Genomic DNA, 24,336 nt, shown 5'->3' with positions numbered 1-24,336 from the left:
CACCTTTACAGAGGTGGTGGTGTCATCATAGACCGGGGATGATGATCGTCATATTGTTCCTTCAGATTCTTCTTAACCAAAGTACTGTATATTTGTGTGGTTGAGATATCAGAATGTCCGAGCATCTCTTGAACAGATCTTAGATCTGCTCCATTATCTAGCAAGTGGGTAGCAAAAGAATGGCGTAACGTATATGGGGTAATATCCATCTGTATACCTGTCTCTTTAGCATACTTCTTAAGGATTTTCCAGAATCCTTGACGCGTCAGTCGACTTCCTAGCGTATTTAGGAAAAGCGCGGATTCTTCCTTCTTCTTCAGGAGCTTGTCCCGGCTTTCCTTCATATAGATATCCAAATAATTAGCAGATACCCTATTCATCGGAAGTATTCTTTCCTTACCAGAAGCACCCATGCAATGTAGGTATCTTAGATCTGTATGAATATGCTGAGTATCCAGTGATACGATTTCGGAGACCTTCATGCCTGTCCCATACAAAAGTTCTAGCATCGCCTTATCTCTCATTCCTTGAGCAGTGGATACAACCGGTGCTGATAACAAAAGCTCAACTTCTTCAACAGTAAGCACTTGAGGCGCTGTCTTTACAATCTTTGGTGTCTCCATTTGAAGAGAGGGATCTTGTCCCACCAAGGATTCTCTTTGTAAATATTGAAAAAAGGAGCGAATCGAGACCGTCTTACGTGTAACAGTGGCAGCCGTACGACCTTCTTGTTTGACAACTCCCAAGAAAAGAATGATGTGACTTCTATTGATCTGTTCGAGTAAGTTGATGCCTCGTTCCTGTACAAAGTCCAGAAATTGAGCCAAATCCCTTTCGTAACTTTCTAACGTATTCTTAGATAGTCCTTTTTCTACGTCCATATAGCGAATATAGGGTGCTAAATGGTGCTTCATGGGTCATTGCACTCCTTTTTTGGTACATGAAGCTGACACACGTCTTTGCCTTCATAAATGATAACTTAGAATTCGACAATATTCATCAAACTCCTGCTTTTCGTTCTCTTGCCATCTCTATTCCCCATACCAGTAATAGAAACGGAGCCGCTCGCCCATACTCGTATCTACGATTCTATGCCCATCTTCTGCCTGAAATGCTTTGACAGCGTACCCTTTAGGGATTCTATATTGGTCTACAGGCGTAATCCATTCTCTAAAAACACCCAACAGATGATATACCAAATAGGTCAATGCTATAAATACAATTACAGATCGGATAAAAGCAAGGCACTTACGCAAAGAAATAACCATGGAAACCCTCCTCTTTACCAAGAACATATGATAAAGTGTTTACCATTATGACTAGGTCCTAGATTCGGACTATCAGGAAGTATAAGTATACAGCAAAAAGCTCCCCCCAAACAAATCTTGTGCTGGCGAGAGCTTGGTCTACCTATTCATATATTTACGAATACATACATTAAGATTCCTTGTTATTACCGTTGTTTTTTTCGTTGCAACGACTACAAGTACCATGGAAGTCAAGTCTATGATCTGACACAGTGAAATTATATTCCCTGTCCAAACGCTCCTCCAAAGGACCAAGCCAATCTTCACGAATCTCATCCATACGTCCACATTGGACACAAATGAGATGATGATGATGATGCTTAGCGGTATCTGTGCGCAAGTCATATCGAGCAACACCGTCACCAAAGTTGATTTTCTCCACAACATGAAGTTCACTCAACAATTCAAGTGTACGGTACACTGTCGCTAAACCAATCTCAGGTGCTATTCCCTTTACTAACATAAATACATCTTCCGCACTGAGATGATCTTCTTCATTCTCTAAAAGAATTCTGACGGTGGCTTCTCGCTGGGGTGTCAGCTTATAGCCCTGGGATTGTAGCTGTTGTTTGATTTTATCGATCCGAGCCTGCATACTCTCCCCCCTAGGAAATACTGCCTTATTATTCACTTCTTTCATTATAGGGGGAGTCTATAAATAATGTCAAACGCATTTCTAATATAAAAATGAGAGTGTTGTTGGATTTACTAGCATCGGTGTTACCCATCGCATCATCCATTATCATTCAGCACTATCCGCTTGTATTCACTACCCTAAGAAAATATCTTTCTTAGGGTATATTCCCAATTATAAGTATCAGACATATTCAAGTTTGAATGCAGAGAATGTGATTTTTTTATGATAAAATCTCGCCACTATAACCTGCTACAATTCTATATTCTTCTACCATCATTATATACTTCTATCTTTAATCAGCAATATGTCAGATTACTTTCATGATTATGCGAAGGGACTTATTTTTCCTTCCTAATTTATATAGCGGTAAAAGTCTTTTTAATAATTGCTCCAGTTGGATCGTTGGCGTATCCAGTTCCGTAACATGGAGACCACGGGTTTTAATATTCCATCCAATAGTTGTTGTTCACATTTGAAGATGGAGATGGAGCTACGGGTCTGCTCTCCTCTCTCTCCCATCCTTCAATGATTTGAATTGAACTCATTGAAGCTTTGTTTTCCCAAAGGATGTAGTTCAGACTCTCCAACTCTGCCAGGCTTTCCCGTACGCTGTCCATATTCCTACCTGTTAGTCGTTCCAAATCTCCCATGGTCGGAATTACATTGTGCCGTCTAGAATAGTTATATAGCACCCTTAATAGCTTACGCTCCGCATCGGCAAGCATTAGACCGCCTCCCGTACTGCTGTTCTTGGGGCTTGCCACGCTAATATGTTATCGATACGGAATGTGCGTGGCGATCCAGTCATTAGACAGATAGCTCTGATCAATCCGTTACGGATACTATTCACTTCAATGCGCCGCTGCGTGATCTTTCCTGATTGGTCCATATACATGATTTCGATGATTTTCCCAACATACTTCACTGGCATGTTATTCACTCCTAATAAGAACGTTTGTTTGCATTATATGCGAACATGCGTTCTTTATTCAAGTGAAATAAATAACCAACTTTAGAGGTTTTCCATAATTTTTGTAGAATATTAGGAGATATTGGAGGTGTGTTGATGAATATGGTGAGCGAATTACATATAGCTACAATTATTAATCAAAGGGTGGATATATGTCTTTATGAGGGTGCGAGATTAACCGGGGTAGCAGAAGTATCAACCGACCTCAACGTGCCAAAATTCGAACGGTTGTGGGTCCTGTAATGGGTGCCTTACGCAGATATAGAGAATGTGTCTCGAATTATAAATTTGTTGCATTAAAATAATGACCGCATTGGCGCCATACCTCTGTGGTCATTGCCTTTCTTATCGTTTCCATAATAGTATCTATCATAATCGCCTGATGAGTCTACAGCGGAATAGACGAAACCTACTGGTCATCCCAGAATGGTCGCGGAAATCCGCCCCACGGTCGCAGTGCACGGCGAACGTATTATATAGATATTCGATCTTGGGAGCTGTTCAATTTGGATAGAATAATCGGAAAAATTGAAGCACTCCGGTTAGAATTAAATAAACTATCATTGATTAAACAACTAGCTGACCGGGAACTCATCGAGACTAGCCAACAACTAGATGAAGTACTGAAACAATACAACATGTTGCTTAAGCAGAAATCTGAAAATTGATATACGGGAGTCGCGAAAGCGGCTCCTTCTTGAATTTAGTTCAGTCTTGTTCAGAGTAAATCCCGAATCTTATTATGTTCCATCCAGTAGTTGGTGTTCCCCTTTATAACTGGAGAAAGAGCTGCAGGTCTGCGCTCCTCCTTTTCGCCATGAAAATATCCCCTCCAAGTTCACTCTTTCCCATGATAACATGAGGCTTTTTTTGAGTGTCTACTTAAAAGGGATAATCCAAGGGGCTTCCCCTTGAATTTTTTATTCTTGATTTGTTTTATATTTCTCTCATTCTAAGGGTGCGGTCTCCTATATTAGAATGTAGGGGCCTCTTTATAATTTTCCATCATATATACCATCTTTCCATACTATCTCGCCATCATCTAATAAAGCCTCAATTTTGAGGGGATCTGGTTGTCCAGAGGCTTCTTCCAAATAATCGAAATAGGTAAACCAATATCGTCCTTGCTCTGTTGAAATAATTTTTGCTTGTTGATTTAATGTGTTTTGTCTTACCATCACATTTTGTATTTCGTCAACGGTAATTAACCCTGCAAACGTCAGTATTGGAATGTTAGGATCATTAGTCATTCCCCAAGTAAAACCAACTTTTGGATTTAGTTCGGCATTCCCACTAGTATTCCAGTATTCTGCTTTATTAGAGAAGAATGCATGGCGAAATCCCGATTCATCTTTATACAGGACAACCATTCCCTTTTCCACTTCTTCTTGATAAAGTAACTCAAACGTTTTAGGCTGTGTTTTCTCTAATAACTTGTCAACTTTATCCTCTCTCGAAATTGAGCATCCTGTAATAAAAAATATTAAAATAATAATGGAAGATATCCTTCTCACCAAAATCAACAACACTTTTCTTAGAATTCCATTGAAACAACAACTCCTGAATGTTGCATGTATTTTGACGTTAGCACATGAGAAAAGTTCCATCTTTTCACAAATTATTAGCACTGTCCTTATACGCTAAACTGCCCTTTCGTATTATGTGATCAACCAGTTCTTTCTGGTTGATCCTTTTTTCATTTGCATTGAGGATTAAGGTAGCCGGGTCGAACGTAACTGCCCGTGGGACTTGATCCCGAGCGCTATAATGTTCACCCCTACTTGTCATCACCATGTTTGAGGCTGGTTGGGACGCTAGATCTCATATAACAAGCGATGCTATGGAACGACAAGAAGAACCTTAGGGGCTACCGGTTAATCTACACGTTAGGAGAAGTCGAATGAACCCAGTTATCTGTCTAGATATTTCCAAAGAAGAAAGCCATGGTCAAGCCTTTTTAGATCGTAGAAAACCTTACAGAGGAACGTTCCAATTCGAACATACTCGAGGGACTAGTGACACTACTTTAAGTTATTCAGGGTGTCGAACAAGCGTCTGGACAACGTCCCTTGCTTATTCTAGAAGCAACCGGGCACTACCAGAGCCCGGTTGTTCAGTTCTTGGAAGAGCACCACTACCTGTACATTGTCATTAATCCGCTCATCTCTCATCGTCTTAGGAAGTCCAATCTTCGAAAGGTTAAAACAGATGCTGCTGATGCTTATCTTTTAGGAGAGCTGTACTACAAAGAAGAGTTTGAGCCTTTCAAGAAAAGAGGTGTGAAACTGCTTAACCTGCGCTATCTAACGCGGCAATACGAGTCACTTGATCAATCTAAAAGTCCTGATAACCCTCATTCTTCAGTACCAGGAGCATCTGGCTGAGTTGGAACAGAACATAGATGCCCTGGCTGAAGAAATCGAAGAGTATGATTTAATCCAGTCGATCCCCGGTATTGGTCATAAAATTGCAGCAACAATTTTATCGGAAATTGGAGAAGTCGACCGATTCGATCATCCTAAAAAACTGGTCGCCTTTGCAGGTATCGATCCGAGTCTCTAAGTTCTCTACACCACTAAAACGTATGTTAACCTGATATGTATCTATTTCATCTTTATACTCCAGAGATAAATCTAAGATAGGAACTTCTTCATAGAACTTTATAAAAGTGAATTTCAACTATGAACTGAAACCTAATCCAGCTAAACGAATGTATTTTTGAAGTTATTAGATCAAAGTTATTTATTCTCATATTAATCACTTTCTTTCGATTAGATCTTTATTCATTTTTCTGGACTTTCATATAACGTTTCCGTGTTCACGACGTCCCACCGACTTAAGGCTCCATAGGAGCCGGCCGCGATGCGGTTAATTTGTAAATGAATACTATTCGCTACCCAGGAAAAGCTTCCATACTAATAAAAGCTCTCCAGCCACATCTTTTTAGCTTTGTCTCGTTCGGGACTTCGTTCTCTTGCCATGTTACACCATCACCACCCGCAAAAAAAGCGAGCCAGATATGCTCGCCTTTTCCTTATATGTTTATTTAGATACCGACGTTTCTAATTTGGTTGCATCTTCATTTGAAGGACCATGACCAGGACCAAGTAAATTAAGAACAACTACTCCAACAATAATCAATGTAATGCCAGCAATACTCCCTAAATTAATTTTTTCTTTCCAAATCATAACTGAAATAACAGTCGTCGCTACCGCACCGATCCCTGACCAAATAGCATAAGCAGTGTTTAAAGGGATTGATTTAAGTGACAAAGACAAAAAATAAAATGAACAAACAAAGCTGATAATCGTTAAGAGTGAGGGAGTTAGTTTAGTAAACCCTTGAGAAGCTTTCAGCATAGAAGTCCCGACAAGCTCACTTGCAATTGAGATAGCCAAAAAGAAATATGCCATTACTTCACCTCCCCTGTCCAGTTTGTTAACTCATGGATTATTTTTTTCTTCAAATCATCGTCAGGTGGAGCAAGACCAAACATATCAGTAAACCATAACCCGTCCGCGACAAGTCTTATAATTGTGGAGTGTACAGGGTTCAAACCATCATTTTCAATATTCTTTTGCCATGTTTTATATTGCTCGTGTAATCCTTCCACTACACTAGGTCCTGTAAAAAGAACTGCTGCTAATACAGAATTCATATCATTAGAACTATTAGCAGTTGCCTCAAGATAGGCTCTGCTCCATTTGCCCTTTTCTTTTCGATCTTCCTTAACCTTCTGATCCACTTCAGTTGAAAATCGATTTGTCAACTCTTGGACCATACCTAAGATTAATGCATCTTTGGTTGGAAAATGATACAGCAAACCTCCTTTGCTAATACCTGCTTCCTTTGCTACTGCATCAAGCGTTAAATGTTCTAACCCGAGTTCTTTAACAATTTTAGATGCTGCCATTAATACTTGGATTCGTTTTGGCGTTTTATTCGTTTCGCTCATCTTATCACCACCCGAATTCACTATACCGTCTGGACGGTATAAAATCAAGTGAAGTATTTACAATCATCCTTCTGCAATTCGATATCTATTTCTATGAGTTTTTTTCAGGTCATCCACCGTCCTAAACTCAATATGACCATCCTGAAAATCCTTGACCCACTTGGCTATTCCAGCTTTAACGATCTTGCGATACTGTGCTTTTGACTTCAGGATACCGGCCATGATTTCAAGCTCATGCTGCAACATTAAATTATTTTCATCTGGTGTTCCCATTTACGTATCCCTCGGCTTCCGTGTAGAATTGGAGACGAGATAGCGGATGTTTGCAAAATGCCACGCGTGGCGCCCCGCTATCTCAGCCGGGGGATACCCTGGGTGATTGGGAGGATGTTAACGCGTCCTCCTTTTAATATGTCTGGGCATAAGAAAAACCGCCCATTCTCAGGCGTTGATTCTAAACTATGGTTTCCCGTTAAAAATGAAGAGCAACCTTTGAATCGCTCCTCTATTTTATTTATACTACTTTTTTATTGTCCTCATTCGATTATTCCTTGGGTTGTGTTCTACTTCTGCTAATCCTAACTTTTCCATCAAAGGTGGTATATACATTCCAAATCTACCGCGTAAACCTTTTTTCAAGCCGTACCAACCACCAATTGGATTTTCAGGCGAACGTCCCCATGCTTCAACCGTACCTTCTTTTACAGATTTCTGCTCATCAGCACTAGCTAGTTCCATCCAGTCACCATGCAGTTTGAGCATAGTGTTTAAGTCATCAACACAACTATAGTCATAATGTAAAACAGTTTTGCCTACAGTACATACTAAAATTAATTTTCCATCTTTTTCGTCCTTAAACATTTCATAATCAGATGTTTGAGGAGGTGTTTTTAGTTTCCAAGGATTTTCTCTTGTTCCCTCTAATGTTGACATACCATCTCTCCTTTGGCTTTCCAAGTCCAATATACAATATACAATAGCACTCCGCCTAACTAATATAGCGCCATCCAATAGTCATTTCCATAAGAAGTACACCTTATATAAATTTATCCCCTTGGCATTGTGCTATATCTTCGTACTGCGGAGCTACTAACTACACTTTGCAAGTGAAATTTCTCTTCATTGTGAATGTCAAATAAAAAGTTAGTACACACGTTCGTATAAAGCTATAATAGTGGTAAATTAAAGTGAAAGGAGTCTTGCCTTATGAGTCAAAGAATTTCCTACTATGATGTTGCACCTGATGGTATGAAAATTATGATGGATATGGAGATGTACACCAAGAAGTCTACAATTAATCGAACTACAAGAGAACTTATCAAACTCTCAAATTAACGGTTGTGCCTTCTGCATAGATACGCATACATCCGATGCTCGTAAAATGGTGATCCCGAACAACGAATTTATTGTTTAAACGCTTGGAATGAATGTACTTTTTATACACCTGAAGAGAAGGTTGCTCTCGAACTATCTGAGCATATTACTCTAATCCCTACCAAAAGAGTTCCTGAAGACTTATATAAGCGAGTACGTGAACAATATTACGAGAAACAATATGTTGACCTTGTTCTAATCATCAATCAAATCAACAGTTGGAATAGAATTTTTATTGCAATGGGTAATACAGCTTTTACTACACATTAGTTAAACCGAACCCAAGAGCATTATCGAAATGTTAAAGGCACTTAAAACAAATCAACTCCACATATTTCAGACACACTTATGTTACTCTAAAATTCTACACCCATGTTACTGATAAAATGAAAAAAAATGCCACCGAGAAAGTTAAAATACACTTCGGCAACATCCTTAATCTCGTATAAATGCAGAGAATGTGATTTTCTCGTGATGTTCCATGATGGGTAGCATCAAATAAACTCTTTAATATCAATGATATCAATGTTATTGAATCAACATCGGTGTAACCCATCTCATCATCGCCGGAGTTACCCAGGTTTCAAACGATGCTATCCCTAGCATTAACGCCCCCATCACTACAGTCAACATGACATAATTAGCAAAAGGACGTGTGAGATTCCCGTGCCGGTGCATCAATACCCTATTCTTAATAATATGGAGCGAAAAGGAAATCGCTGCCACGCTACAAAGGACTAAGACCGGAATCACAAGTAGATTGTGAGGAGCAACGGATACGAGAGCAAATAGAAGACCTTTCCATGAGAACTGACCCACTAAATATCCGACCGTGAAACCGATGAGTACGCCTTTTAGAAAATCCAATATTAATATGCCAGGTAGACCGATTACAGATAACCCACATATCCAGATTAGTCCGACCCACTTCAAATGAAGTAAAGCGATGTTCCAATACGTAACCTGTTCAATTTCACTACTACCTTGGTCCACCGTTACAAAATAATTACCTAAGTATCTTGCCAGATCTTGTTGCTGTTCTAAAGAAAGTGCATTAACCATCAAGGCTCCAAAAATAACCCCGACGAGGAATAAAACACCTACAAAAATAAAAAGCATGGTCTGATCTTTAAAGGAATGGCGTAGCGATTGCATCTTACAGAAGTCTCCCTTCCTATCACATATGTATAGGTTATGAGAGACGTATACAAACTATGACTTGTCCAATCAAGTCCGTTTTACTTTGCCGTAAGTGCCCCCGCCACCAGAGACGAGGTTGAGTTCACCATTCCTCGCCATAATGATGTCTTTGGCCATTTCTAACCCTACTACTTCAGCTATCGATTGTTCATTCGCTTGATGAAGAATGTTCATTTCCGTTCCGAAAACACGTAGCAACGAAGCCATTTTAGCTTTCCCAAGTCTTGGGATGAACTCTAACGGAACTTGGTAATGATAGGCAGGGCGATGATCGGGTATATAGGGTTCGCTCCGATCTGAAATACTATTTATTCGTTCCAGCACACCTTGTACTACTTTCTCACCTCCACAATTAGGACATATCTGTCCATTCATCGTTGCTACATGATCATCCATGATGACATGACAGCTATTGCAAAATGTACGATGATATTTACCCAGTCGAGGATTCAATCCATAGTTAGCGCTCACGCGGCGCCCCTCTTCTCTCGCCAAAGCTTTACGAAATTCTTCAAAAGAGGGATTAGCTAAACTTATCTTATTGTACTCACGTCCTATTTTCCCAAGCGAATGCGCATCGGAATTACTCAAGAAAGTAACATGATCTAACTCACTCAATGTACCAGCCATTGTGGAATCAGCGCTTAAGCCTAGCTCAATTGCATTGATCAAGTTCGGATCCAGAACGTCTCCCATCGTGTCGGTTACATTTCCATACAAACCCTTATGGGGAGTGAACACATGCGCAGGAATAAGAATCCCTCCCCGCCTTACCACTTCTTCCTGCAACACTCTCACAGGTACATAGATCCTCTGAGTACTTAGATTAATGTTGGTCATGTGATGAACCATCCAAGCACTAAATTGCTGCATTACGTCTACATTGGGAAAATAAGTTAGTACATGTGCAGCACCCTTATCTGGTTCATTGAATTCAATTTCACTTCCCAACAGGATTGTTGTTCCTCGATATTCAATCCCGCCGCCGACAACTTCATTCATTTCCCCAGAATATAAACAAGATAGGATGTCATTCTGTACCGAGGGGGAATGACAATCGATAATCCCTATTAGGTCTATCCCTTTACGCTCTGCCGCTTCCTTAGCGATATTAGCAAATGTAAGATTTCGACTTCCCGTAATCTTTACCGCTTGGCCATCTGTGGCTCTACCAATATGAATATGTAAATCAGCATAATAATCCTGTAACTTTTCTTGAGAATCTAATGAGCTCAAGGTCATCCTCCAAACTTACCGGTTATTGTAAACAGATGCCACGCATATACAGCCATAATTGTCTTCGCATCACTAATCCGTCCTTCTTGGATGTAACGATATGCTTCTTCAAGTGTAATTTCTGACAACTCTAGAAACTCATCTTCATCAGGAGCCATTTCACCAATTTCCAAATCCTGCGTCACATACAAATGAATCAACTCGTCAGCAAAACCAGGCGATGTATAAAAGGATTGCAATAGCTTGATCTCACCGCAACGATACCCCGTTTCTTCCTCTAATTCTCGAACTGCAGCCTCCAAAGGATCCTCACCAGGCTCGAGTTTCCCTGCTGGAATCTCTATTTCACATCGACCCATTGGTTGACGAAATTGATCGACGACTAACATCTTCCCTTCATGCAGAGCAAGTACTGCAACGGCTCCGGGATGTCTAACCACTTCACGTGTAGCCGTCTTCCCATCGGGTAGACGTACGGTATCTATCTGTAGGGAAATGATTCGCCCTTCGTAAATAGGCTGTGTTGATAATGTAACTTCATCCAACGCAGATGTTAAGTTAGATTTATTTTCTTTCAAGATAATTCCCCCTTAATTATATAAATAAGCATGAAAGGACAAGCTGATACATATGGTGATATTATAACAAACTTCATTTGAAAGAAGGAAAATGGATGAAAAGCTATCGATCAACGGATTCATTCCACATGGTAGGACAAGCCTGGCAGATTAAAATCATGCTTCAACAGTGGCAAAAGCAATGGGGTCCACACATAACCGTAAAGGAACTACTTAAAAAAATAAAATAATATGTATTCATTCATATTTTGTTCAATTTTCGACCTTTTATTAAAATTTATTAATTCATCCTATAAACTAATGACTACTATTAGCGTTATACATAGGGATGGAGGCGTCGCTATGAATAAAAAAGAGCTAGAAGAACAACTACTTATCAACCACCACCCCCCTGCTCTGCAATTTAAGATTGGAATGTGGTACAAAACGCGTGGGTTACATGCTGAAGCTATAGAGAGCTTTAAGAAATCATTACATAATAGTAGTTATGAATTCAAAAATGATCTTTCTGAAGAGGGATTCGACAAGTCCCTAGTATGGTTTGAATATGGTAAGCTCAACAAATCGGAAGACAATAAATCCGAAGCTATTTTTGCATTCCAGCAATGCCTTAAGAGCGGTAAATATAAGTTGGATGGGTTGGTTGAATGGGGAGATCTTCTTCATTCGATGGGTAAGAAAGACTACGAAATCATAGACATATTGCGTCAGAAATGCTACGAAAGCAAGATGAGTTCTACATTATTGGCTAATGCTTTGTTCATTATAGGATGCTATAAAGAGTCCTCTACTCTATATTCTTCCCTTAGCCATTTATCTAATATCAATTATCTTCAATTTATTCAATGTTGTCTTCATACAGGGGAATTCTCCCAAGCTTTTCATTTACTGAACAACCGATTAGAAGAACTTATTCATTTGGAAATACATATGGAATCATTCACGACTTCCGCAGAAACACTGCTGAACCTCTGTCAGTGGTTAATGAGTGATCGTCACTCTTCTTCGAGTCTAACACGCAGCCAACAATTAGATATGGCTAAACTAGCTATATGTCATGGACTACTAGATGAATCCTTATCCATTGTACCTGTTCCAAATGAAGCGGAATTGAGTCAGTTGATATACATATTATATAACCAAGGTTTTCGCCAGAGAGCCAAAGATTTGCTTTCCAGCCTATCTCCGCTTCCGTCGAATATGAAAGAACAACATAGTCAGAATCTATTGTTTATTGCCGCTGAAATTATGTATGATGAAGGGCATTTACAAATCGCGGCAGAGCATTTTGAACGAATCTATATGAATGACATCACTCACACTAAAGCACAGTTTGCAACAGCAGCATGTTATCTACAAATCACATTAGAGTCTTTATTAAATAGACATGAACTGCCTCCACAAGCAAATGATTCCACCGAGCTAGTCGATCAATACATACACAATATTACCCAATCCTTACACATCCTACATCATACCCATTGGCATACCCTTTGGGGAACCGCCCAGAGACGACGTATGTCTTCCAAACCATTGGAAGGCTGAAGGTAAGATTAGAAATAGTCTATGGAACAATTCATACAAAGAAGCCTGATATCAACTGGATATCAGGCTTCTTTTCTATATTGAATGAATAATCCTGTTTATTACTTTTTGTTCGCTGTCTCTTTACCAGATTCCTGAATGATCGCAACGACCATCTCAGATGCTTTTAGCATATCAGCTGCTTTGATTCGCTCTTTGGTCGTATGAATGTCCTCATATCCAAGCGCAAGGTTTACGGTAGGAATACCGAATCCATTAAATATGTTAGCATCGCTTCCTCCACCAGAATGGAACACTCGACTCGTTAATCCAAGATTCCCAATGGCACGTTGAGCTAGCTTCACGACAGCATCATTCTCTGAGAAGTTAAAAGCGGGATATAGTATTTCACTACAGAATTCGCACTCGGCATTATATTCTCTAGCCGTTGTCTCTAGCGCTTCTCTCATCTGTGCAATCTGCTTATCTACTTTTTCTTGAACGATACTACGAGCTTCAGCATCAAGTTGTACCCGATCGCACACAATATTCGTTGGACCACCACCTGAGAATTTACCAATATTAGCAGTCGTCTCATGGTCAATACGGCCCAAATTCATGCGTGAAATGGCTTTGGAAGCGACCTGAATAGCACTGATTCCATCTTCCGGATTCACACCAGCATGTGCTGATTTACCGATAATTGTCATCTTAATTTTGGCTTGAGTAGGTGCAGCAACTGCAATAGCACCAATTTCTCCATTGGAATCTATTGCGTACCCGTACTCAGCATCCAAGTGCTTAGGATCAAATGCTCGTGCTCCACGAAGCCCTGATTCCTCACCAGCAGTAATAATGAACTGAACTTGCCCGTGAGGTATTTGTTGCTCCTGAATAACACGAATAGCCTCAAGTATAGCAGCAATCCCCGCTTTATCATCTGCACCTAGAATTGTCGTACCGTCGCTCGTGATCCAGCCATCTTCACCAAGTGAAGGTTTGATCCCCACACCAGGTGTAACAGTATCCATATGGCAAGTAAAGAAGATATGTGGAGCGTCCTTGAGTTGATCGGCCTCCCACGTGATAATCAAATTTCCAGCACCATGGCCTGTACGTTCTTTACTATCATCTTCAAATACCTTTAACCCAAGATCACTGAACTTTTTCTTAAGTACGATTGCGATTTCCTCTTCATGCATAGTCTCACTATCTACCTGAACCAATTCTATAAATTCTTGCACAATACGCTCTTGTGATGTCATTGGACTTCCCTCTCTCTCGTGGATACGTTACAATAAGTGAATAGCAAAATACCTAATCTAATCTTTCCAACTAAACTTAATTCAAAGGAGTTTCTTTATGCAACGAAAAAAACTATTTCGTGTTTTCATTTACCTTATGCTTATAGCGATGCTTGGCTCTACATTGCTAATGGTCGTTGAACCTCTCATTGCCCGCTAAATTCAGCGGGCTTCTTTTAATTTATCCGATAAGGAACCTTCATAATCAAATAATGAGCAGAATAATGGTGCAATCTCACTAGCAACTTGCATGAGATCGAATTCTTTTCCTGTACAGTCCTCTAGCGATGTAACTCCGAATTCCTGAATTCCACAAGGTACAATACCTTGAAATCCCTCATTCTGAATACCTGATTGTATATTGAAGGCGAACCCATGACTTGTCACAAACCCTCGATTATGCCGACATTTATTAAACTTCACACCGATCGCACAAATCTTATGCTCACCTACCCACACGCCGGTATACTTCGGTTTGCGAATCCCCTGAACACCATAAAGAGCCAAGTAATCAATGATGACTTGCTCTAGATTCCGTAAATAACCATGTAAATCGATTCCTGCGTCTCCATTTAATAAGAGCAAGGGATATCCTACCAGTTGTCCAGGACCATGATATGTAATATCTCCACCGCGGTCAATTTCAAATAAAGCAATTCCACGTTCCTTTAACTCCTCTTGACTAAGAAGCAGATGTTCTGGATGTTTCTGCGATCCCATGGTATACGTAGGTGGATGCTGCAAGAGCAACAGGGTTTCCTGTTGCTCTCCAAGATCTATACGATGTACGATTTCCTTTTGTAAATCCCAAGCTTCACCATAATCAATGAATGGTAAATAAGAAATATCAAGTATTTTGCGCAAACGTCATACCCGCCCTTCTCTGCAAGACAAAGAAGAAAACCTAATTGTCTTCACATTACGTTTCTTAATATAGCTTCGTATCTAACGTGTAACCTTCTAGGTTCTCCTTCACGCGCTGAAGGAATCGTCCACAAATGACGCCATCCAGAATCCGATGATCTAGCGACAAACATATATTAGCCATGGAGCGCACAGCGATCATGTCATTAATTACAACAGGTCTTTTAACAATCGATTCGAATGTGAGAATCGCAGCTTGCGGGTAATTAATAATCGGATACGATAGTACTGAGCCAAAGGAGCCCGTATTATTTACGGTAAATGTACCACCCTGCATATCATCCAATTTCAATTTCCCTTGTCGTGTTTTGGTCGCAAGTTCTTCAACTTCCTTAGCCAGACCTGCAATATTCTTCTGATCTGCCTTCTGAATAACAGGAACCATAACCGTGTCGTCTGTTCCTACCGCTAGAGAAATATTAATATCCCGTTTGACAATAATCTTATCTGTAGCCCACACAGAATTCATAATAGGATAATCTTTAATTGCATTTACGACAGCTTTCAAAAGAAACGCTAAATAGGTTAAGTTAACTCCTTCATTGCGTTTGAACTCATCCTTGAGCTTGTTGCGGATCAACACTAAATTCGTTACATCCACTTCAATCATCGTCCAAGCATGAGGAATTTCAGACACACTTTGTCTCATACGTGTTGCAATCGTATTCCGCACAGGTGTGATGTCAATCAGCGTCTCAGCTCTTCCTTGTTGACCTTCAATAACGTTATTCGGAATTTGTGGAGTTTCATTCAAATGAAGTCCTGAATTCCGAGTAGCAGGTGATTTATTCTCCACATATTGAGAAGGAGTCACCGCAGGATTCGCATGTGATAATCCTTGGAATGGTGAATTTGCTCCACCCAAGTCCGCAGAGGGTACAGAAGATGGCTTAGCTTGTGCTGAATGTCCAAGCTCTACGTATGCCAGCACGTCTTTACGAGTAATTCTTCCAGCCATACCTGTTCCTTTAATGTCAGCAAGATTCAACCCATGTTCAGCTGCTAAACTTTGTACAGCAGGTGAATATCGACTACGCATAGATTGATCCTGTGATGCGGAAGGTGAGTCTTCATGGATCGCTGTGTTTGTAGGTACATTGACAGCAGCGGATTCATTCGTAGAAATCACAGCTATTCTGCATATGACTTCACCTACTGCAATCGTTTCTCCCTCTTCAGCGATGAGTTCTCCCATAATACCATCCAAGGTAGATGGAATTTCAGCGTTCACCTTATCTGTGATGACTTCACAGATCGGTTCATATTGTTCAATTCTATCTCCAGGTTGCTTAAGCCATTTACCAATCGTTGCAGAAACAAGTGATTCGGCAAGTTGCGGCATAAACACATCAATTAATTGCTTATTATCAGACATTTCATTCACTCCTAAACTTTCTAGTAGTTCGCCAAATGGATCATGGCTTCTTTCACTTTATCCTTAGTAAGCATGTAGAATTTCTCCATTGGCGGACTAATTGGCATCGCTGGTACATCTGGACTACACAACCTCATAATCGGTGCATCCAAATCATACAAACATTCTTCTGAAATGATGGCAGATACTTCAGCACCAATACCACCCGTTTTATTATCTTCATGAACAATAAGTACCTTACCTGTCTTACGAACTGATGCAAGGATAGCATCCCGATCAAGCGGCTGTAACGTACGTAGGTCCAGAACATGAGCTGTAATTCCCATTTCCTTCTCCAACTCTTCGGCAGCCTGCATACAGAAATGAAGTGGCATACTATAACCAATAACCGTAATATCGTCACCCTCACGTAATACATTGGCTACGCCAAGCGGTACAATATAATCATCCAATGGTACATCCTCTTTAATGAGCTTGTAACATTTCTTATTTTCGAAAAAGAGTACTGGATCTGGGTCGCGAATTGCTGCTTTTAATAACCCTTTAGCGTCATACGCAGAATAGGGTGCGACAATTTTCAAGCCTGGTGTACCAAAGAATATTGATTCAGGACACTGAGAATGGTACAATCCACCAAAGATCCCTCCTCCAATAGGTGCCCGAACGACAATAGGGCAATTCCAATCATTATTTGAACGATAACGGATTTTGGCCGCTTCACTTATGATTTGATTCGTTGCAGGTAACATGAAGTCCGAATATTGCATTTCAGCAATAGGCTTCATTCCGTACATGGCAGCTCCGATAGCGACACCAGCGATGGCTGACTCAGCCAGTGGTGTATCCATCACACGTTCTTCACCGAACTGATCTATTAATCCCTTGGTCGTCGTAAATACGCCGCCTTTGACTCCAACATCTTCACCTAGGATAAATACATTCTCATCGCGTTCCATTTCTTCCTTCATCGCAAGACGAATCGCGTCGATATATTCCATTACTGCCATGACTTCTCCTCCTCAGCGCTAGCATAGACATGCAGAAGCGTATCTTCTGGTTTCGGGAACGGTGCATGATCAGCATAGTCCGTAGCTTCTTTAATCTCCATATTTAACTGTACAACCAAATCTGCATCCTTAGCCTCATCCCAAATCCCTAGACTGATGAGATAGGATTTCATACGAGCTACGCCGTCCTTCTTCCAGTTCTCATCCACTTCTTCTTGCGTACGGTACGCCAAATCATTATCCGAAGTTGAATGGGGTGAAAGTCGATACATCATCGCTTCTATTAGCGTTGGGCCTTCCCCACGGATCGCACGTTCTCTTGCTTCTTTAACAACGCGATATACTTCAAGGGCGTCGTTTCCGTCAACTTGAATACCTGGAAATCCATATCCAAGTGCACGATCACTAATTTTCCCACTAATTTGCTTGTGTATAGGAACTGAGATAGCATATTGATTATTCTCACACATGATGATGACAGGCAACTTGTGTACGCCTGCAAAGTTACAACCTTCATGAAAATCACCTTGATTACTTGATCCTTCTCCAAAAGTAACAAAAGATACAAAATCCTGCTTCTTCATTTTGGCTGCCAGTGCAAATCCAACGGCATGAGGAACTTGCGTTGTCACCGGACTTGATCCTGTAACTATTCGTAATCGTTTGCTACCAAAGTGTCCAGGCATCTGGCGTCCACCACTATTCGGGTCTTCTGCCTTTGCAAAAGCTGAGAGCATCAATTCTCTTGGAGTCATTCCTACAGCTAAGACAAATCCATAGTCCCTATAATACGGAAGGAAATAATCCTTCTCACGATCAAGGGCAAACGCCGCAGCAACTTGTGCAGTCTCTTGACCCACGCCTGAAACGTGGAAATTAATCTTACCTGCCCGTTGTAGTAATAGATTGCGTTCATCAAATTTACGTGCCAACAGCATATATCTGTACATGTCTATCACTTGACCATCACTCAGTCCAAGTTGCTCATGCTGATTTTTCAATTTAGTATTTTCTTTATCATTCATCGCAGGTACCTCCTTGTTCATAGAGCCAAATCCTCTTATCTGATCTTTATCTGATCTGATCTTAAAACCAGGTACTAAGACTAGGCTAAACCTATTATAATCCTTTTTCATTCAAAAAGAAAAGAATGATTCATCACATGACTCATAACAATTTTTAATCTATCCATTACTTACCCTATTCACACTTACATTCCGATCGCATTTCCATCAACCGCAAGCATGGCTTCCCCAAGCACTTCAGACAACGTAGGATGCGGGTGAATGGTCTGACTCACTTCCCAAGGTGTTGCATTCAATACTTGTGCTAAAGCAGCCTCACTGATTAAATCAGTCACATGAACACCAATCATTTGCACTCCTAGAATATCATTCGTCTTACGGTCCGCAACAACTTTGACGAATCCGTCCTTGCTTCCATGTACTAAGGATTTCCCAATCGCTTGAAAAGGAAACTTTCCAACCTTAACATCTAGTCCTCTTTCCTTGGACTCTTTCTCTGTGTAACCAACACTTGCTACTTCTGGACGTGTATATACACAACGTGGAATAAGTTGTGATTCATAAGGATGAACTGTCTCTCCATGAATATGGTTTACAGCCGCAATTCCTTCATGACTAGCCGCATGAGCTAATTGAACGCCACCGATCACATCCCCTATGGCATAGATGTGTGCTTCACCTGTCTGCATGAATTTATTTACCGCAATAAAACCTTTTTCAGTACGCACATCCGTATTTTCAATACCAATGTTCTCTATATTCGCTTGACGCCCGATGGATACGAGCAACTTCTCTGCCGTGAGACGCTCCGTCTTGTCCCCATGTTCTATATCCAAAGTGATTACGCCATCATTGACTTGATATGTATCCACTTGCACTGTTCTACCTGTTAGGACACGAATACCACGACGGGTAAATATTTTTGTTAGCTCTTTCGACACGTCTTCATCTTCAAGTGGGAGCAGTTGATTGGCAGTTTCTACAATCGTAACCTGAACTCCGAAATCATTCAGCATAGAGGCCCATTCCACACCAATGGCTCCACCACCGATAATGATCATAGATTGTGGCAATTGTTCCATTAAGAGTGCTTCATCGCTACTAAGAATATGAATGCCATCTGGTTCAAGACCCGGTAATATCCTTGGGCGGGACCCTGTAGCTATAATTAAATGTGCTGGAACGACGGTTTCCATTTCTCCGTCAGAAAGCTCTACAGCTACAGCCCCACTCTTAGGTGAGAATATCGAAGGTCCGGTCACACGACCTTTACCATGTAGCACTCTTATTTTATTCTTACGCATTAAATATTGGACGCCTTGATGCAACTGTTCTACAATATCAGTCTTTCGCTGCTGCACTTTAGGGAATACTACCTTAGCCCCACTAGTCTCAATACCATAGCTATCACTTTCTTTAATATCCGCGTATACCTCAGCACTTCGTAACAAAGACTTACTTGGTATACAACCCCGATGCAGACAGGTTCCACCAAGCTTGTCTTCTTCAATAATAACGACATCTTTGCCTAATTGAGCAGCACGGATTGCGGCAACATAACCACCGGTTCCTCCTCCAAGCACTGCAATATCACATGTAATAGTCATATACATCCTCCACCTATTTGGTTTTCACCTAAATGGAATGTCACACCCGCTTGCAATGATCTTGACATTCCTTCACTCTCTTATATTCTACTCCTTTTCATTCGTATTACAAAGTTTAGAGTATCATCACAAATAGACAAGCCTTCTTGAACACGGTATTATACATGAAGATAAACATTCCAAGAAATAGGAAGGATTCAGCCATGAAATTGCTTATATCCCGCTTCATTGCCATTCTAATTTTAGTGATTCCAGGATTACTAGCTATGACTGGATTTCTAATGATGAAAGATTCCATATTCGATTATATCTCATTGCATGGTGACGATGCAGTTACAGATCCGTCCTTCCAGTGGCTTCATTTTGGAGGAGGATTTCTTCTATTTGTTGCAGGCATGACCTTTCTAGGAGGCTGGATTCTAACCAGAGATCGCAAACGAAATTATGTGGGTCCACGCTTTAAAGAGAAACGCAAACCCAAGCCCCCTCAAGCTCCCACTCAACCATAAGTTTAACGTGAGGACAGCGGGATTAACGTGAACAGTCATCATTCTAATATGAACAAATAAAGACTCTGTTCGCAATATAGCAAACGGAGTCTTTTTGCACTATCTGAGGTTACTTTCATTACTTGCAACGATATCAATCGCATTCAGAATGTCTGTCTGCTGTTGTTTGGACGGAGGACCCAATATCGGAAGTTCCGTTAACTTATCCGTCGTCAGTAAAACCTGTAAGATATTGTCACGAGTATATATCACAGAATCTATATTGAAGAAACCAGCCAAGAGAGCACCAATTAAAGATATCTGTTGTGGAGTTAAATTCGGGGTAGATCCATTCGTGCATTGCCCCTTGTTGGAAATTCGAACCTCTTTTTTTTTCGTTTTGTTTTTTTTTGAGGAAACACTCACAATCACCCCACCCTTCACCACAAATTCTCCTTCCTATAACATATAGCAAGAATCCAGAATTGGTGATATGGATAAGCACATTTTTGCATATATAAAGTGTAGATTCTTTTATTCGTATAAGGCATCTCGAAGCTTACTTGACATTCTTGACTCCTTAGAATTAGATTTCAGCACTGATTTTCTTAAGGATAAGTTCAACTGCACACATTTCTCTAAATCCTCCACTAGATGATTCAAAAGCATTTGCGTGTTCAAATCGAGTGACCCTTCCCTTTCCAAATCTGCAATTTGTTCTTTATATTGTTCTAGCGTATTGTTCATTATTATTTCCTCCTATTAGGGTACTATTTATGTGTTTGAAGTTTTGTTAATATGGATAAATGACTGGGAAATTGATAATCCCCACATAATACTTTGAGGCATAATGAAAGGAAGATGTACGGTTGGCACAGTTATTTTTTAAATATGGCGCTATGAATAGCGGTAAATCCATTGAAATTCTTAAAGTTGCTCATAATTATGAAGAACAGAATAAACATGTTTTGATCTTCACATCAGCGATCGATGACCGAGATGAAGTAGGTTACGTATCTTCAAGAATTGGCTTACGTAAAGAAGCGATCCCCATTTATGAGGATACTGATATTTATCGAATCGTACAAGAGCATCACCCTAAACCTTCGTGTGTTCTAATCGATGAATGCCAGTTCATGACCGAGAATGGCATTCTTCAGCTAGTCCGAATTGTGGACGAACTTCACGTTCCCGTCATGGCATTTGGTCTTAAAAATGATTTTCAAAACAACCTTTTTGAAGGCAGTAAAAACATGTTAATCTATGCAGACAAAATTGAAGAATTAAAAACCATCTGCTGGTTCTGTGAACGAAAGGCTACGATGACATTACGAGTAGAGAACGGCAAACCTATCTATACAGGACAGCAAATACAGATCGGTGGAAATGAAACCTATTATCCGGTGTGTCGTAAATGCCATGTCAATCCATCACTATAAAATAAAACACAAAAACAAGCGCTCCTGCACCCCATTTTTAGCGAAAATGACGGATTATTAATACAAGTGCGACAGCCCTTGACAATCCATCATATAAAGGAGTTTATCTATGGAAGCTGCTATCATTGGAAGCTTTATATCAGCAATGGCTACTGTACTTGGAGCCGTTCCTTTATTCTTTGTAAAAAGTCTTTCTGAAAAGTGGAAGGACATCCTGATTGCCTTTACGGCTGGTATCATGGTATCCGCCTCCACGTTTGGATTGATGCCACAGGCAGTGAATGAATCCGGGATTATAGCACTGACCATTGGGTTATTGCTAGGAATTGTTGTTCTTGATCTCATTGAGAAGAGCATTCCCCATATTGATGTTGAGAATGACTCTGGTATTAGCATGTTCGATTCTAAATCTCTACTAGTCATTATTGCACTCTTCATCCATAACATTCCCGAAGGGCTAAGCACAGGCTTTAGCTTTGCCAGTGAGAATGAAATCTTGGGTCCCATGGTAGCCATCTCAATTGGTGCACAGAATATGCCAGAAGGGTTAATCCTAGCGATATTCCTAATGAATTCTAACGTAACGAAACTCAATGCACTTCTACTCGTCGCCGTCACAGGGTTTATAGAAGTGATTGCTGCGATTGTAGGTTACTTTACCGCAAGTTACATAGATTCTTTAATCGGCTATGGATTAGCTTTCGCCGCTGGAGCCATGATGTTTATCGTGTATAAAGAACTCATCCCTGAAAGTCATGGACATGGATATGAAAGACCCTCTACATACTCTTTTATTATCGGTCTGCTTGCGATGGTCTACATCAGTTACATGTTTAGTTAAATGGTTTGAATGAACAGAGGCTATTCTTCGTCTTGGGAAAAGATAGCCTCTCCCACCTGAAAGATGCCATTCTTATACGTATATATGATCTCAAGTTCCCCGATAAATTCACCTGGAGATATCTGTACAGCGGCCGATGCCTTTAGTATGTTGTTCTCAATATTATAATAAATAATATTACCAATGACAGGCTCTTCGAACCAGTGTTCTCTCTCTGTGTTTAACTTATCATTCGTGAGTAGGGTGTGATGACCATTTACTTTCATGTCAATTCCTTTACTCGTAACAGTTCCTGTGAATTGTTTCTTCATTGCGATCAAAGCATCTTCCACAGGAATTTCAATCCCCGAATCTCCTTCTCTTAAGTGAAGTTCGCTTATGTACACACCCGTGCCATAACCTGTAGTCAGAATAACGGCAATTTCCTTATTCCCATCACCTTTTAAATCTACAGACATGATTTCTGGAGCATACGTCGGATTCGTTACATTATAGCCATCCAACTTACGACTGAATTGGTCTGTAACGAGTTGCAAGTGCTCATAGATCCCATCTTCACTTTCCTTGCCAGTGATTTCTATATTATCCATTTGAGAGATCACCTTTTCTTTCGGATCTCGTATTTCAACTTCCATTGAATTCGCGTTGTAAGATACTATTTTATTGAACACTTCTGTGATGGCCGTTAAAGGTACCATAACTCGTCCATTTATAATTTGTGGTGGCGTCTCTGTATAACGTTCATCGCCATTTATTATTAATTTAATTGGATTAGATGCGAAAGCTATAACAGAGGTTCCAAGTAATACACAGACAGCCGTGGTAACAACAACCCACTTCTTAGATTTCAATGATAACCCACCCTTCATGGTGAACAAAATACTCTTGTCTTTATCGTATGTTCATTTTAGCAAAATTTCCAGAAAAAAGATTGTAACTATTTCATTAAGTGAATATTCAACAAAAAAAACACCTTTGTAAGGTGCTTATCCATGTTCATTATATAGAAATTCTAATCTCTGGTTGGTGTTGCACTTAAGGTTTCAATATCTGAAGTTCCAAAGATAAACAGTGCAACGAGTATAATGATTACTAAACTCTCCGCGAAAAAAGCACCATCAAAATGAAGATCACTCATGGATGCAACCTCTTTCCTTGTATGAATTCATCATCCTTCTGTATTTCCCCTAATCCCTTGGATAAGCTCATCCAATGTCAAATTTCCATTATTGTTAATAAAATCAATCAAATTATTCACATTCGAATTATCCATTTTTTTCAGCGTATTATATTGACCCACTAAACTAACAATCATTGTTGCTTGTCTAAATAACTGCACAGCATCAACTCTTAATTTACCAGTTACAAGTAGCGCAGCCACAATGATTTCAATATTATTTCCTTGTAATGAATCCAAAATGGATTCATTTTTTTTACTGTTTTTTGATGATTTATTGGTCTTACTTTTTTTCCTAAAGGAAGTCATTTATTCTTCCTCCCACCATATTTTGTCCTTGCTCAAGCATTTTTGGTGTGAGGCGAGG

Annotated in this window: 31 protein-coding genes and 3 pseudogenes; 9 read left to right on the top strand and 25 right to left on the bottom strand. The window is 40.1% G+C overall.

Translation table 11 applies throughout. The features are described 5' to 3' along the window. Positions 1-5: 5 nt before the first annotated feature. The 5 genes from xerD to PGLA_RS05960 all read right to left on the bottom strand — a co-directional run bounded on the left by xerD (position 6) and on the right by PGLA_RS05960 (position 2,875). Positions 6-914, bottom strand: a complete 909-nt coding sequence (gene xerD, locus PGLA_RS05980) for a site-specific tyrosine recombinase XerD (RefSeq protein WP_068530208.1) — start codon at positions 912-914, stop codon at positions 6-8. A 117-nt stretch (positions 915-1,031) separates the two neighbouring features. Beyond that, on the bottom strand, positions 1,032-1,268 hold the full coding sequence (locus PGLA_RS05975; RefSeq protein WP_068530205.1) for a DUF4227 family protein: 237 nt from the start codon (positions 1,266-1,268) through the stop codon (positions 1,032-1,034). A 169-nt stretch (positions 1,269-1,437) separates the two neighbouring features. Further along, complete coding sequence (fur, locus tag PGLA_RS05970) at positions 1,438-1,902, bottom strand: ferric iron uptake transcriptional regulator (RefSeq protein ID WP_068530202.1); 465 nt, start codon at positions 1,900-1,902, stop codon at positions 1,438-1,440. Positions 1,903-2,384: 482 nt separating this feature from the next. Then, positions 2,385-2,669 carry a LexA family transcriptional regulator gene (locus PGLA_RS05965; RefSeq protein WP_068530199.1) on the bottom strand — a complete coding sequence of 95 codons (285 nt, stop codon included), beginning with the start codon at positions 2,667-2,669 and terminating at the stop codon, positions 2,385-2,387. Further along, entirely contained in the window at positions 2,669-2,875 is a 207-nt protein-coding gene (locus PGLA_RS05960) for a hypothetical protein (protein ID WP_068530196.1), read from the bottom strand. Before PGLA_RS05960 ends, PGLA_RS05965 begins: the two co-directional genes overlap by 1 nt. A 545-nt stretch (positions 2,876-3,420) precedes the next feature. On the opposite strand from PGLA_RS05960, the gene PGLA_RS05955 reads away from it, so the two are divergent. Continuing rightward, positions 3,421-3,582 carry an aspartyl-phosphate phosphatase Spo0E family protein gene (locus PGLA_RS05955; RefSeq protein WP_145939493.1) on the top strand — a complete coding sequence of 54 codons (162 nt, stop codon included), beginning with the start codon at positions 3,421-3,423 and terminating at the stop codon, positions 3,580-3,582. 324 nt (positions 3,583-3,906) lie between these two features. On the opposite strand, the gene PGLA_RS05950 is transcribed toward PGLA_RS05955, so the two are convergent. Then, positions 3,907-4,440: a hypothetical protein gene (locus PGLA_RS05950; protein WP_161487849.1), complete on the bottom strand. Its 534-nt coding sequence runs from the start codon at positions 4,438-4,440 to the stop codon at positions 3,907-3,909. Between the two features lie 374 nt (positions 4,441-4,814). Between PGLA_RS05950 and PGLA_RS26590 the strand changes: the two are divergent. Further along, a pseudogene (locus PGLA_RS26590) lies at positions 4,815-5,473 on the top strand (IS110 family transposase); the annotation flags it as partial. A 356-nt stretch (positions 5,474-5,829) separates the two neighbouring features. On the opposite strand, the gene PGLA_RS29670 reads toward PGLA_RS26590, so the two are convergent. The 5 genes and pseudogenes from PGLA_RS29670 to PGLA_RS05925 all read right to left on the bottom strand — a co-directional run bounded on the left by PGLA_RS29670 (position 5,830) and on the right by PGLA_RS05925 (position 7,803). Beyond that, positions 5,830-5,895 carry a phage terminase small subunit-related protein gene (locus tag PGLA_RS29670; protein WP_084410833.1) on the bottom strand — a complete coding sequence of 22 codons (66 nt, stop codon included), beginning with the start codon at positions 5,893-5,895 and terminating at the stop codon, positions 5,830-5,832. A gap of 61 nt (positions 5,896-5,956) precedes the next feature. Beyond that, a complete protein-coding gene (locus PGLA_RS05940; protein WP_068530186.1) occupies positions 5,957-6,328 on the bottom strand; it encodes a DMT family transporter in 372 nt (123 codons plus the stop codon). Beyond that, positions 6,328-6,918: a TetR/AcrR family transcriptional regulator gene (locus PGLA_RS05935; RefSeq protein WP_245699734.1), complete on the bottom strand. Its 591-nt coding sequence runs from the start codon at positions 6,916-6,918 to the stop codon at positions 6,328-6,330. The genes PGLA_RS05940 and PGLA_RS05935 overlap by 1 nt, the downstream gene beginning before the upstream one ends. Next, positions 6,915-7,143: pseudogene (locus PGLA_RS05930) on the bottom strand (hypothetical protein). Before PGLA_RS05930 ends, PGLA_RS05935 begins: the two are co-directional and overlap by 4 nt. A 246-nt stretch (positions 7,144-7,389) precedes the next feature. Further along, positions 7,390-7,803, bottom strand: coding sequence for a DUF6855 family protein (locus PGLA_RS05925; RefSeq protein WP_068530180.1), 414 nt, complete (start codon positions 7,801-7,803; stop codon positions 7,390-7,392). A 273-nt stretch (positions 7,804-8,076) separates the two neighbouring features. Between PGLA_RS05925 and PGLA_RS05920 the strand changes: the two are divergent. Next, positions 8,077-8,514 (top strand): annotated as a pseudogene (locus tag PGLA_RS05920) (carboxymuconolactone decarboxylase family protein). A 258-nt stretch (positions 8,515-8,772) separates the two neighbouring features. On the opposite strand, the gene spoIIM reads toward PGLA_RS05920, so the two are convergent. The 3 genes from spoIIM to PGLA_RS05905 form a co-directional block, all read right to left on the bottom strand. Further along, positions 8,773-9,399, bottom strand: coding sequence for a stage II sporulation protein M (gene spoIIM, locus PGLA_RS05915; RefSeq protein WP_068530177.1), 627 nt, complete (start codon positions 9,397-9,399; stop codon positions 8,773-8,775). 72 nt (positions 9,400-9,471) lie between these two features. After that, on the bottom strand, positions 9,472-10,686 hold the full coding sequence (locus tag PGLA_RS05910; RefSeq protein WP_068530174.1) for an endonuclease Q family protein: 1,215 nt from the start codon (positions 10,684-10,686) through the stop codon (positions 9,472-9,474). Then, positions 10,683-11,258: an NUDIX domain-containing protein gene (locus PGLA_RS05905; RefSeq protein WP_084410782.1), complete on the bottom strand. Its 576-nt coding sequence runs from the start codon at positions 11,256-11,258 to the stop codon at positions 10,683-10,685. The genes PGLA_RS05910 and PGLA_RS05905 overlap by 4 nt, the downstream gene beginning before the upstream one ends. 95 nt (positions 11,259-11,353) lie before the next feature. Here PGLA_RS05905 and mciZ point away from each other — a divergent pair, with 95 nt between their 5' ends. Both mciZ and PGLA_RS05900 read left to right on the top strand, forming a co-directional pair. After that, positions 11,354-11,488 (top strand): Z-ring formation inhibitor MciZ, encoded by a 135-nt coding sequence (gene mciZ / locus PGLA_RS26580; protein WP_084410780.1) that lies wholly within the window; start codon positions 11,354-11,356, stop codon positions 11,486-11,488. Between the two features lie 112 nt (positions 11,489-11,600). Then, a complete protein-coding gene (locus tag PGLA_RS05900) occupies positions 11,601-12,803 on the top strand; it encodes a hypothetical protein (RefSeq protein ID WP_068530170.1) in 1,203 nt (400 codons plus the stop codon). Between the two features lie 101 nt (positions 12,804-12,904). Here PGLA_RS05900 and PGLA_RS05895 read toward each other — a convergent pair whose 3' ends face one another. Beyond that, positions 12,905-14,047, bottom strand: a complete 1,143-nt coding sequence (locus tag PGLA_RS05895) for a tripeptidase T (RefSeq protein WP_068530169.1) — start codon at positions 14,045-14,047, stop codon at positions 12,905-12,907. A gap of 97 nt (positions 14,048-14,144) precedes the next feature. On the opposite strand from PGLA_RS05895, the gene prli42 reads away from it, so the two are divergent. Further along, complete coding sequence (gene prli42 / locus PGLA_RS27320) at positions 14,145-14,246, top strand: stressosome-associated protein Prli42 (protein ID WP_145939492.1); 102 nt, start codon at positions 14,145-14,147, stop codon at positions 14,244-14,246. A gap of 2 nt (positions 14,247-14,248) precedes the next feature. Here prli42 and lipB read toward each other — a convergent pair whose 3' ends face one another. The 5 genes from lipB to lpdA all read right to left on the bottom strand — a co-directional run bounded on the left by lipB (position 14,249) and on the right by lpdA (position 20,024). Continuing rightward, on the bottom strand, positions 14,249-14,950 hold the full coding sequence (gene lipB / locus PGLA_RS05890; protein WP_068530168.1) for a lipoyl(octanoyl) transferase LipB: 702 nt from the start codon (positions 14,948-14,950) through the stop codon (positions 14,249-14,251). Positions 14,951-15,014: 64 nt separating this feature from the next. Further along, positions 15,015-16,385: a dihydrolipoamide acetyltransferase family protein gene (locus tag PGLA_RS05885; protein ID WP_068530162.1), complete on the bottom strand. Its 1,371-nt coding sequence runs from the start codon at positions 16,383-16,385 to the stop codon at positions 15,015-15,017. Positions 16,386-16,405: 20 nt separating this feature from the next. Then, entirely contained in the window at positions 16,406-17,392 is a 987-nt protein-coding gene (locus tag PGLA_RS05880; RefSeq protein ID WP_068530160.1) for an alpha-ketoacid dehydrogenase subunit beta, read from the bottom strand. After that, positions 17,383-18,417, bottom strand: a complete 1,035-nt coding sequence (locus PGLA_RS05875; protein WP_068531303.1) for a thiamine pyrophosphate-dependent dehydrogenase E1 component subunit alpha — start codon at positions 18,415-18,417, stop codon at positions 17,383-17,385. Before PGLA_RS05875 ends, PGLA_RS05880 begins: the two co-directional genes overlap by 10 nt. A gap of 185 nt (positions 18,418-18,602) precedes the next feature. Further along, a complete protein-coding gene (lpdA, locus tag PGLA_RS05870; RefSeq protein WP_068530157.1) occupies positions 18,603-20,024 on the bottom strand; it encodes a dihydrolipoyl dehydrogenase in 1,422 nt (473 codons plus the stop codon). 203 nt (positions 20,025-20,227) lie between these two features. Between lpdA and PGLA_RS05865 the strand changes: the two genes are divergently transcribed. Continuing rightward, the gene (locus PGLA_RS05865) at positions 20,228-20,533 is read left to right on the top strand and encodes a DUF2627 domain-containing protein (RefSeq protein WP_068530155.1); all 306 of its coding nucleotides are present in this window, start codon (positions 20,228-20,230) and stop codon (positions 20,531-20,533) included. Positions 20,534-20,632: 99 nt separating this feature from the next. On the opposite strand, the gene PGLA_RS05860 is transcribed toward PGLA_RS05865, so the two are convergent. Next, a complete protein-coding gene (locus PGLA_RS05860; RefSeq protein ID WP_068530152.1) occupies positions 20,633-20,956 on the bottom strand; it encodes a hypothetical protein in 324 nt (107 codons plus the stop codon). A gap of 90 nt (positions 20,957-21,046) precedes the next feature. Then, positions 21,047-21,259: a hypothetical protein gene (locus tag PGLA_RS05855; protein WP_068530149.1), complete on the bottom strand. Its 213-nt coding sequence runs from the start codon at positions 21,257-21,259 to the stop codon at positions 21,047-21,049. A 122-nt stretch (positions 21,260-21,381) separates the two neighbouring features. On the opposite strand from PGLA_RS05855, the gene PGLA_RS05850 reads away from it, so the two are divergent. Beyond that, positions 21,382-21,951, top strand: a complete 570-nt coding sequence (locus tag PGLA_RS05850) for a thymidine kinase (RefSeq protein WP_068530148.1) — start codon at positions 21,382-21,384, stop codon at positions 21,949-21,951. Between the two features lie 109 nt (positions 21,952-22,060). Next, on the top strand, positions 22,061-22,792 hold the full coding sequence (locus PGLA_RS05845) for a ZIP family metal transporter (RefSeq protein ID WP_068530146.1): 732 nt from the start codon (positions 22,061-22,063) through the stop codon (positions 22,790-22,792). 20 nt (positions 22,793-22,812) lie between these two features. On the opposite strand, the gene PGLA_RS05840 is transcribed toward PGLA_RS05845, so the two are convergent. The 3 genes from PGLA_RS05840 to PGLA_RS05835 form a co-directional block, all read right to left on the bottom strand. Next, positions 22,813-23,643, bottom strand: a complete 831-nt coding sequence (locus PGLA_RS05840) for a stalk domain-containing protein (RefSeq protein ID WP_211269504.1) — start codon at positions 23,641-23,643, stop codon at positions 22,813-22,815. 161 nt (positions 23,644-23,804) lie between these two features. Beyond that, positions 23,805-23,930, bottom strand: a complete 126-nt coding sequence (locus PGLA_RS29365) for a hypothetical protein (RefSeq protein WP_281197260.1) — start codon at positions 23,928-23,930, stop codon at positions 23,805-23,807. Between the two features lie 30 nt (positions 23,931-23,960). Next, the gene (locus tag PGLA_RS05835; RefSeq protein WP_068530142.1) at positions 23,961-24,278 is read right to left on the bottom strand and encodes a hypothetical protein; all 318 of its coding nucleotides are present in this window, start codon (positions 24,276-24,278) and stop codon (positions 23,961-23,963) included. Positions 24,279-24,336 lie beyond the last annotated feature (58 nt).

Source organism: Paenibacillus glacialis, assembly GCF_001637205.1.
In the GTDB taxonomy this organism is placed as follows: domain Bacteria; phylum Bacillota; class Bacilli; order Paenibacillales; family Paenibacillaceae; genus Paenibacillus_AQ; species Paenibacillus_AQ glacialis.
The sequence above is the reverse complement of the archived record's forward strand: the minus strand, read 5'-3'. Positions and strand labels throughout refer to the sequence as shown.

What these genes read in the sequence shown, in the direction of transcription:
- xerD (WP_068530208.1), bottom strand. Translation starts at nt 914, where the DNA reads ATGAAGCACCATTTAGCACCCTATATTCGCTATATGGACGTAGAAAAA.
- PGLA_RS05975 (WP_068530205.1), bottom strand. Translation starts at nt 1,268, where the DNA reads ATGGTTATTTCTTTGCGTAAGTGCCTTGCTTTTATCCGATCTGTAATT.
- fur (WP_068530202.1), bottom strand. Translation starts at nt 1,902, where the DNA reads ATGCAGGCTCGGATCGATAAAATCAAACAACAGCTACAATCCCAGGGC.
- PGLA_RS05965 (WP_068530199.1), bottom strand. Translation starts at nt 2,669, where the DNA reads ATGCTTGCCGATGCGGAGCGTAAGCTATTAAGGGTGCTATATAACTAT.
- PGLA_RS05960 (WP_068530196.1), bottom strand. Translation starts at nt 2,875, where the DNA reads ATGCCAGTGAAGTATGTTGGGAAAATCATCGAAATCATGTATATGGAC.
- PGLA_RS05940 (WP_068530186.1), bottom strand. Translation starts at nt 6,328, where the DNA reads ATGGCATATTTCTTTTTGGCTATCTCAATTGCAAGTGAGCTTGTCGGG.
- PGLA_RS05925 (WP_068530180.1), bottom strand. Translation starts at nt 7,803, where the DNA reads ATGTCAACATTAGAGGGAACAAGAGAAAATCCTTGGAAACTAAAAACA.
- spoIIM (WP_068530177.1), bottom strand. Translation starts at nt 9,399, where the DNA reads ATGCAATCGCTACGCCATTCCTTTAAAGATCAGACCATGCTTTTTATT.
- PGLA_RS05910 (WP_068530174.1), bottom strand. Translation starts at nt 10,686, where the DNA reads ATGACCTTGAGCTCATTAGATTCTCAAGAAAAGTTACAGGATTATTAT.
- mciZ (WP_084410780.1), top strand. Translation starts at nt 11,354, where the DNA reads ATGAAAAGCTATCGATCAACGGATTCATTCCACATGGTAGGACAAGCC.
- PGLA_RS05900 (WP_068530170.1), top strand. Translation starts at nt 11,601, where the DNA reads ATGAATAAAAAAGAGCTAGAAGAACAACTACTTATCAACCACCACCCC.
- PGLA_RS05895 (WP_068530169.1), bottom strand. Translation starts at nt 14,047, where the DNA reads ATGACATCACAAGAGCGTATTGTGCAAGAATTTATAGAATTGGTTCAG.
- prli42 (WP_145939492.1), top strand. Translation starts at nt 14,145, where the DNA reads ATGCAACGAAAAAAACTATTTCGTGTTTTCATTTACCTTATGCTTATA.
- PGLA_RS05885 (WP_068530162.1), bottom strand. Translation starts at nt 16,385, where the DNA reads ATGTCTGATAATAAGCAATTAATTGATGTGTTTATGCCGCAACTTGCC.
- PGLA_RS05880 (WP_068530160.1), bottom strand. Translation starts at nt 17,392, where the DNA reads ATGGCAGTAATGGAATATATCGACGCGATTCGTCTTGCGATGAAGGAA.
- PGLA_RS05875 (WP_068531303.1), bottom strand. Translation starts at nt 18,417, where the DNA reads ATGAATGATAAAGAAAATACTAAATTGAAAAATCAGCATGAGCAACTT.
- lpdA (WP_068530157.1), bottom strand. Translation starts at nt 20,024, where the DNA reads ATGACTATTACATGTGATATTGCAGTGCTTGGAGGAGGAACCGGTGGT.
- PGLA_RS05865 (WP_068530155.1), top strand. Translation starts at nt 20,228, where the DNA reads ATGAAATTGCTTATATCCCGCTTCATTGCCATTCTAATTTTAGTGATT.
- PGLA_RS05855 (WP_068530149.1), bottom strand. Translation starts at nt 21,259, where the DNA reads ATGAACAATACGCTAGAACAATATAAAGAACAAATTGCAGATTTGGAA.
- PGLA_RS05845 (WP_068530146.1), top strand. Translation starts at nt 22,061, where the DNA reads ATGGAAGCTGCTATCATTGGAAGCTTTATATCAGCAATGGCTACTGTA.
- PGLA_RS29365 (WP_281197260.1), bottom strand. Translation starts at nt 23,930, where the DNA reads ATGAGTGATCTTCATTTTGATGGTGCTTTTTTCGCGGAGAGTTTAGTA.
- PGLA_RS05835 (WP_068530142.1), bottom strand. Translation starts at nt 24,278, where the DNA reads ATGACTTCCTTTAGGAAAAAAAGTAAGACCAATAAATCATCAAAAAAC.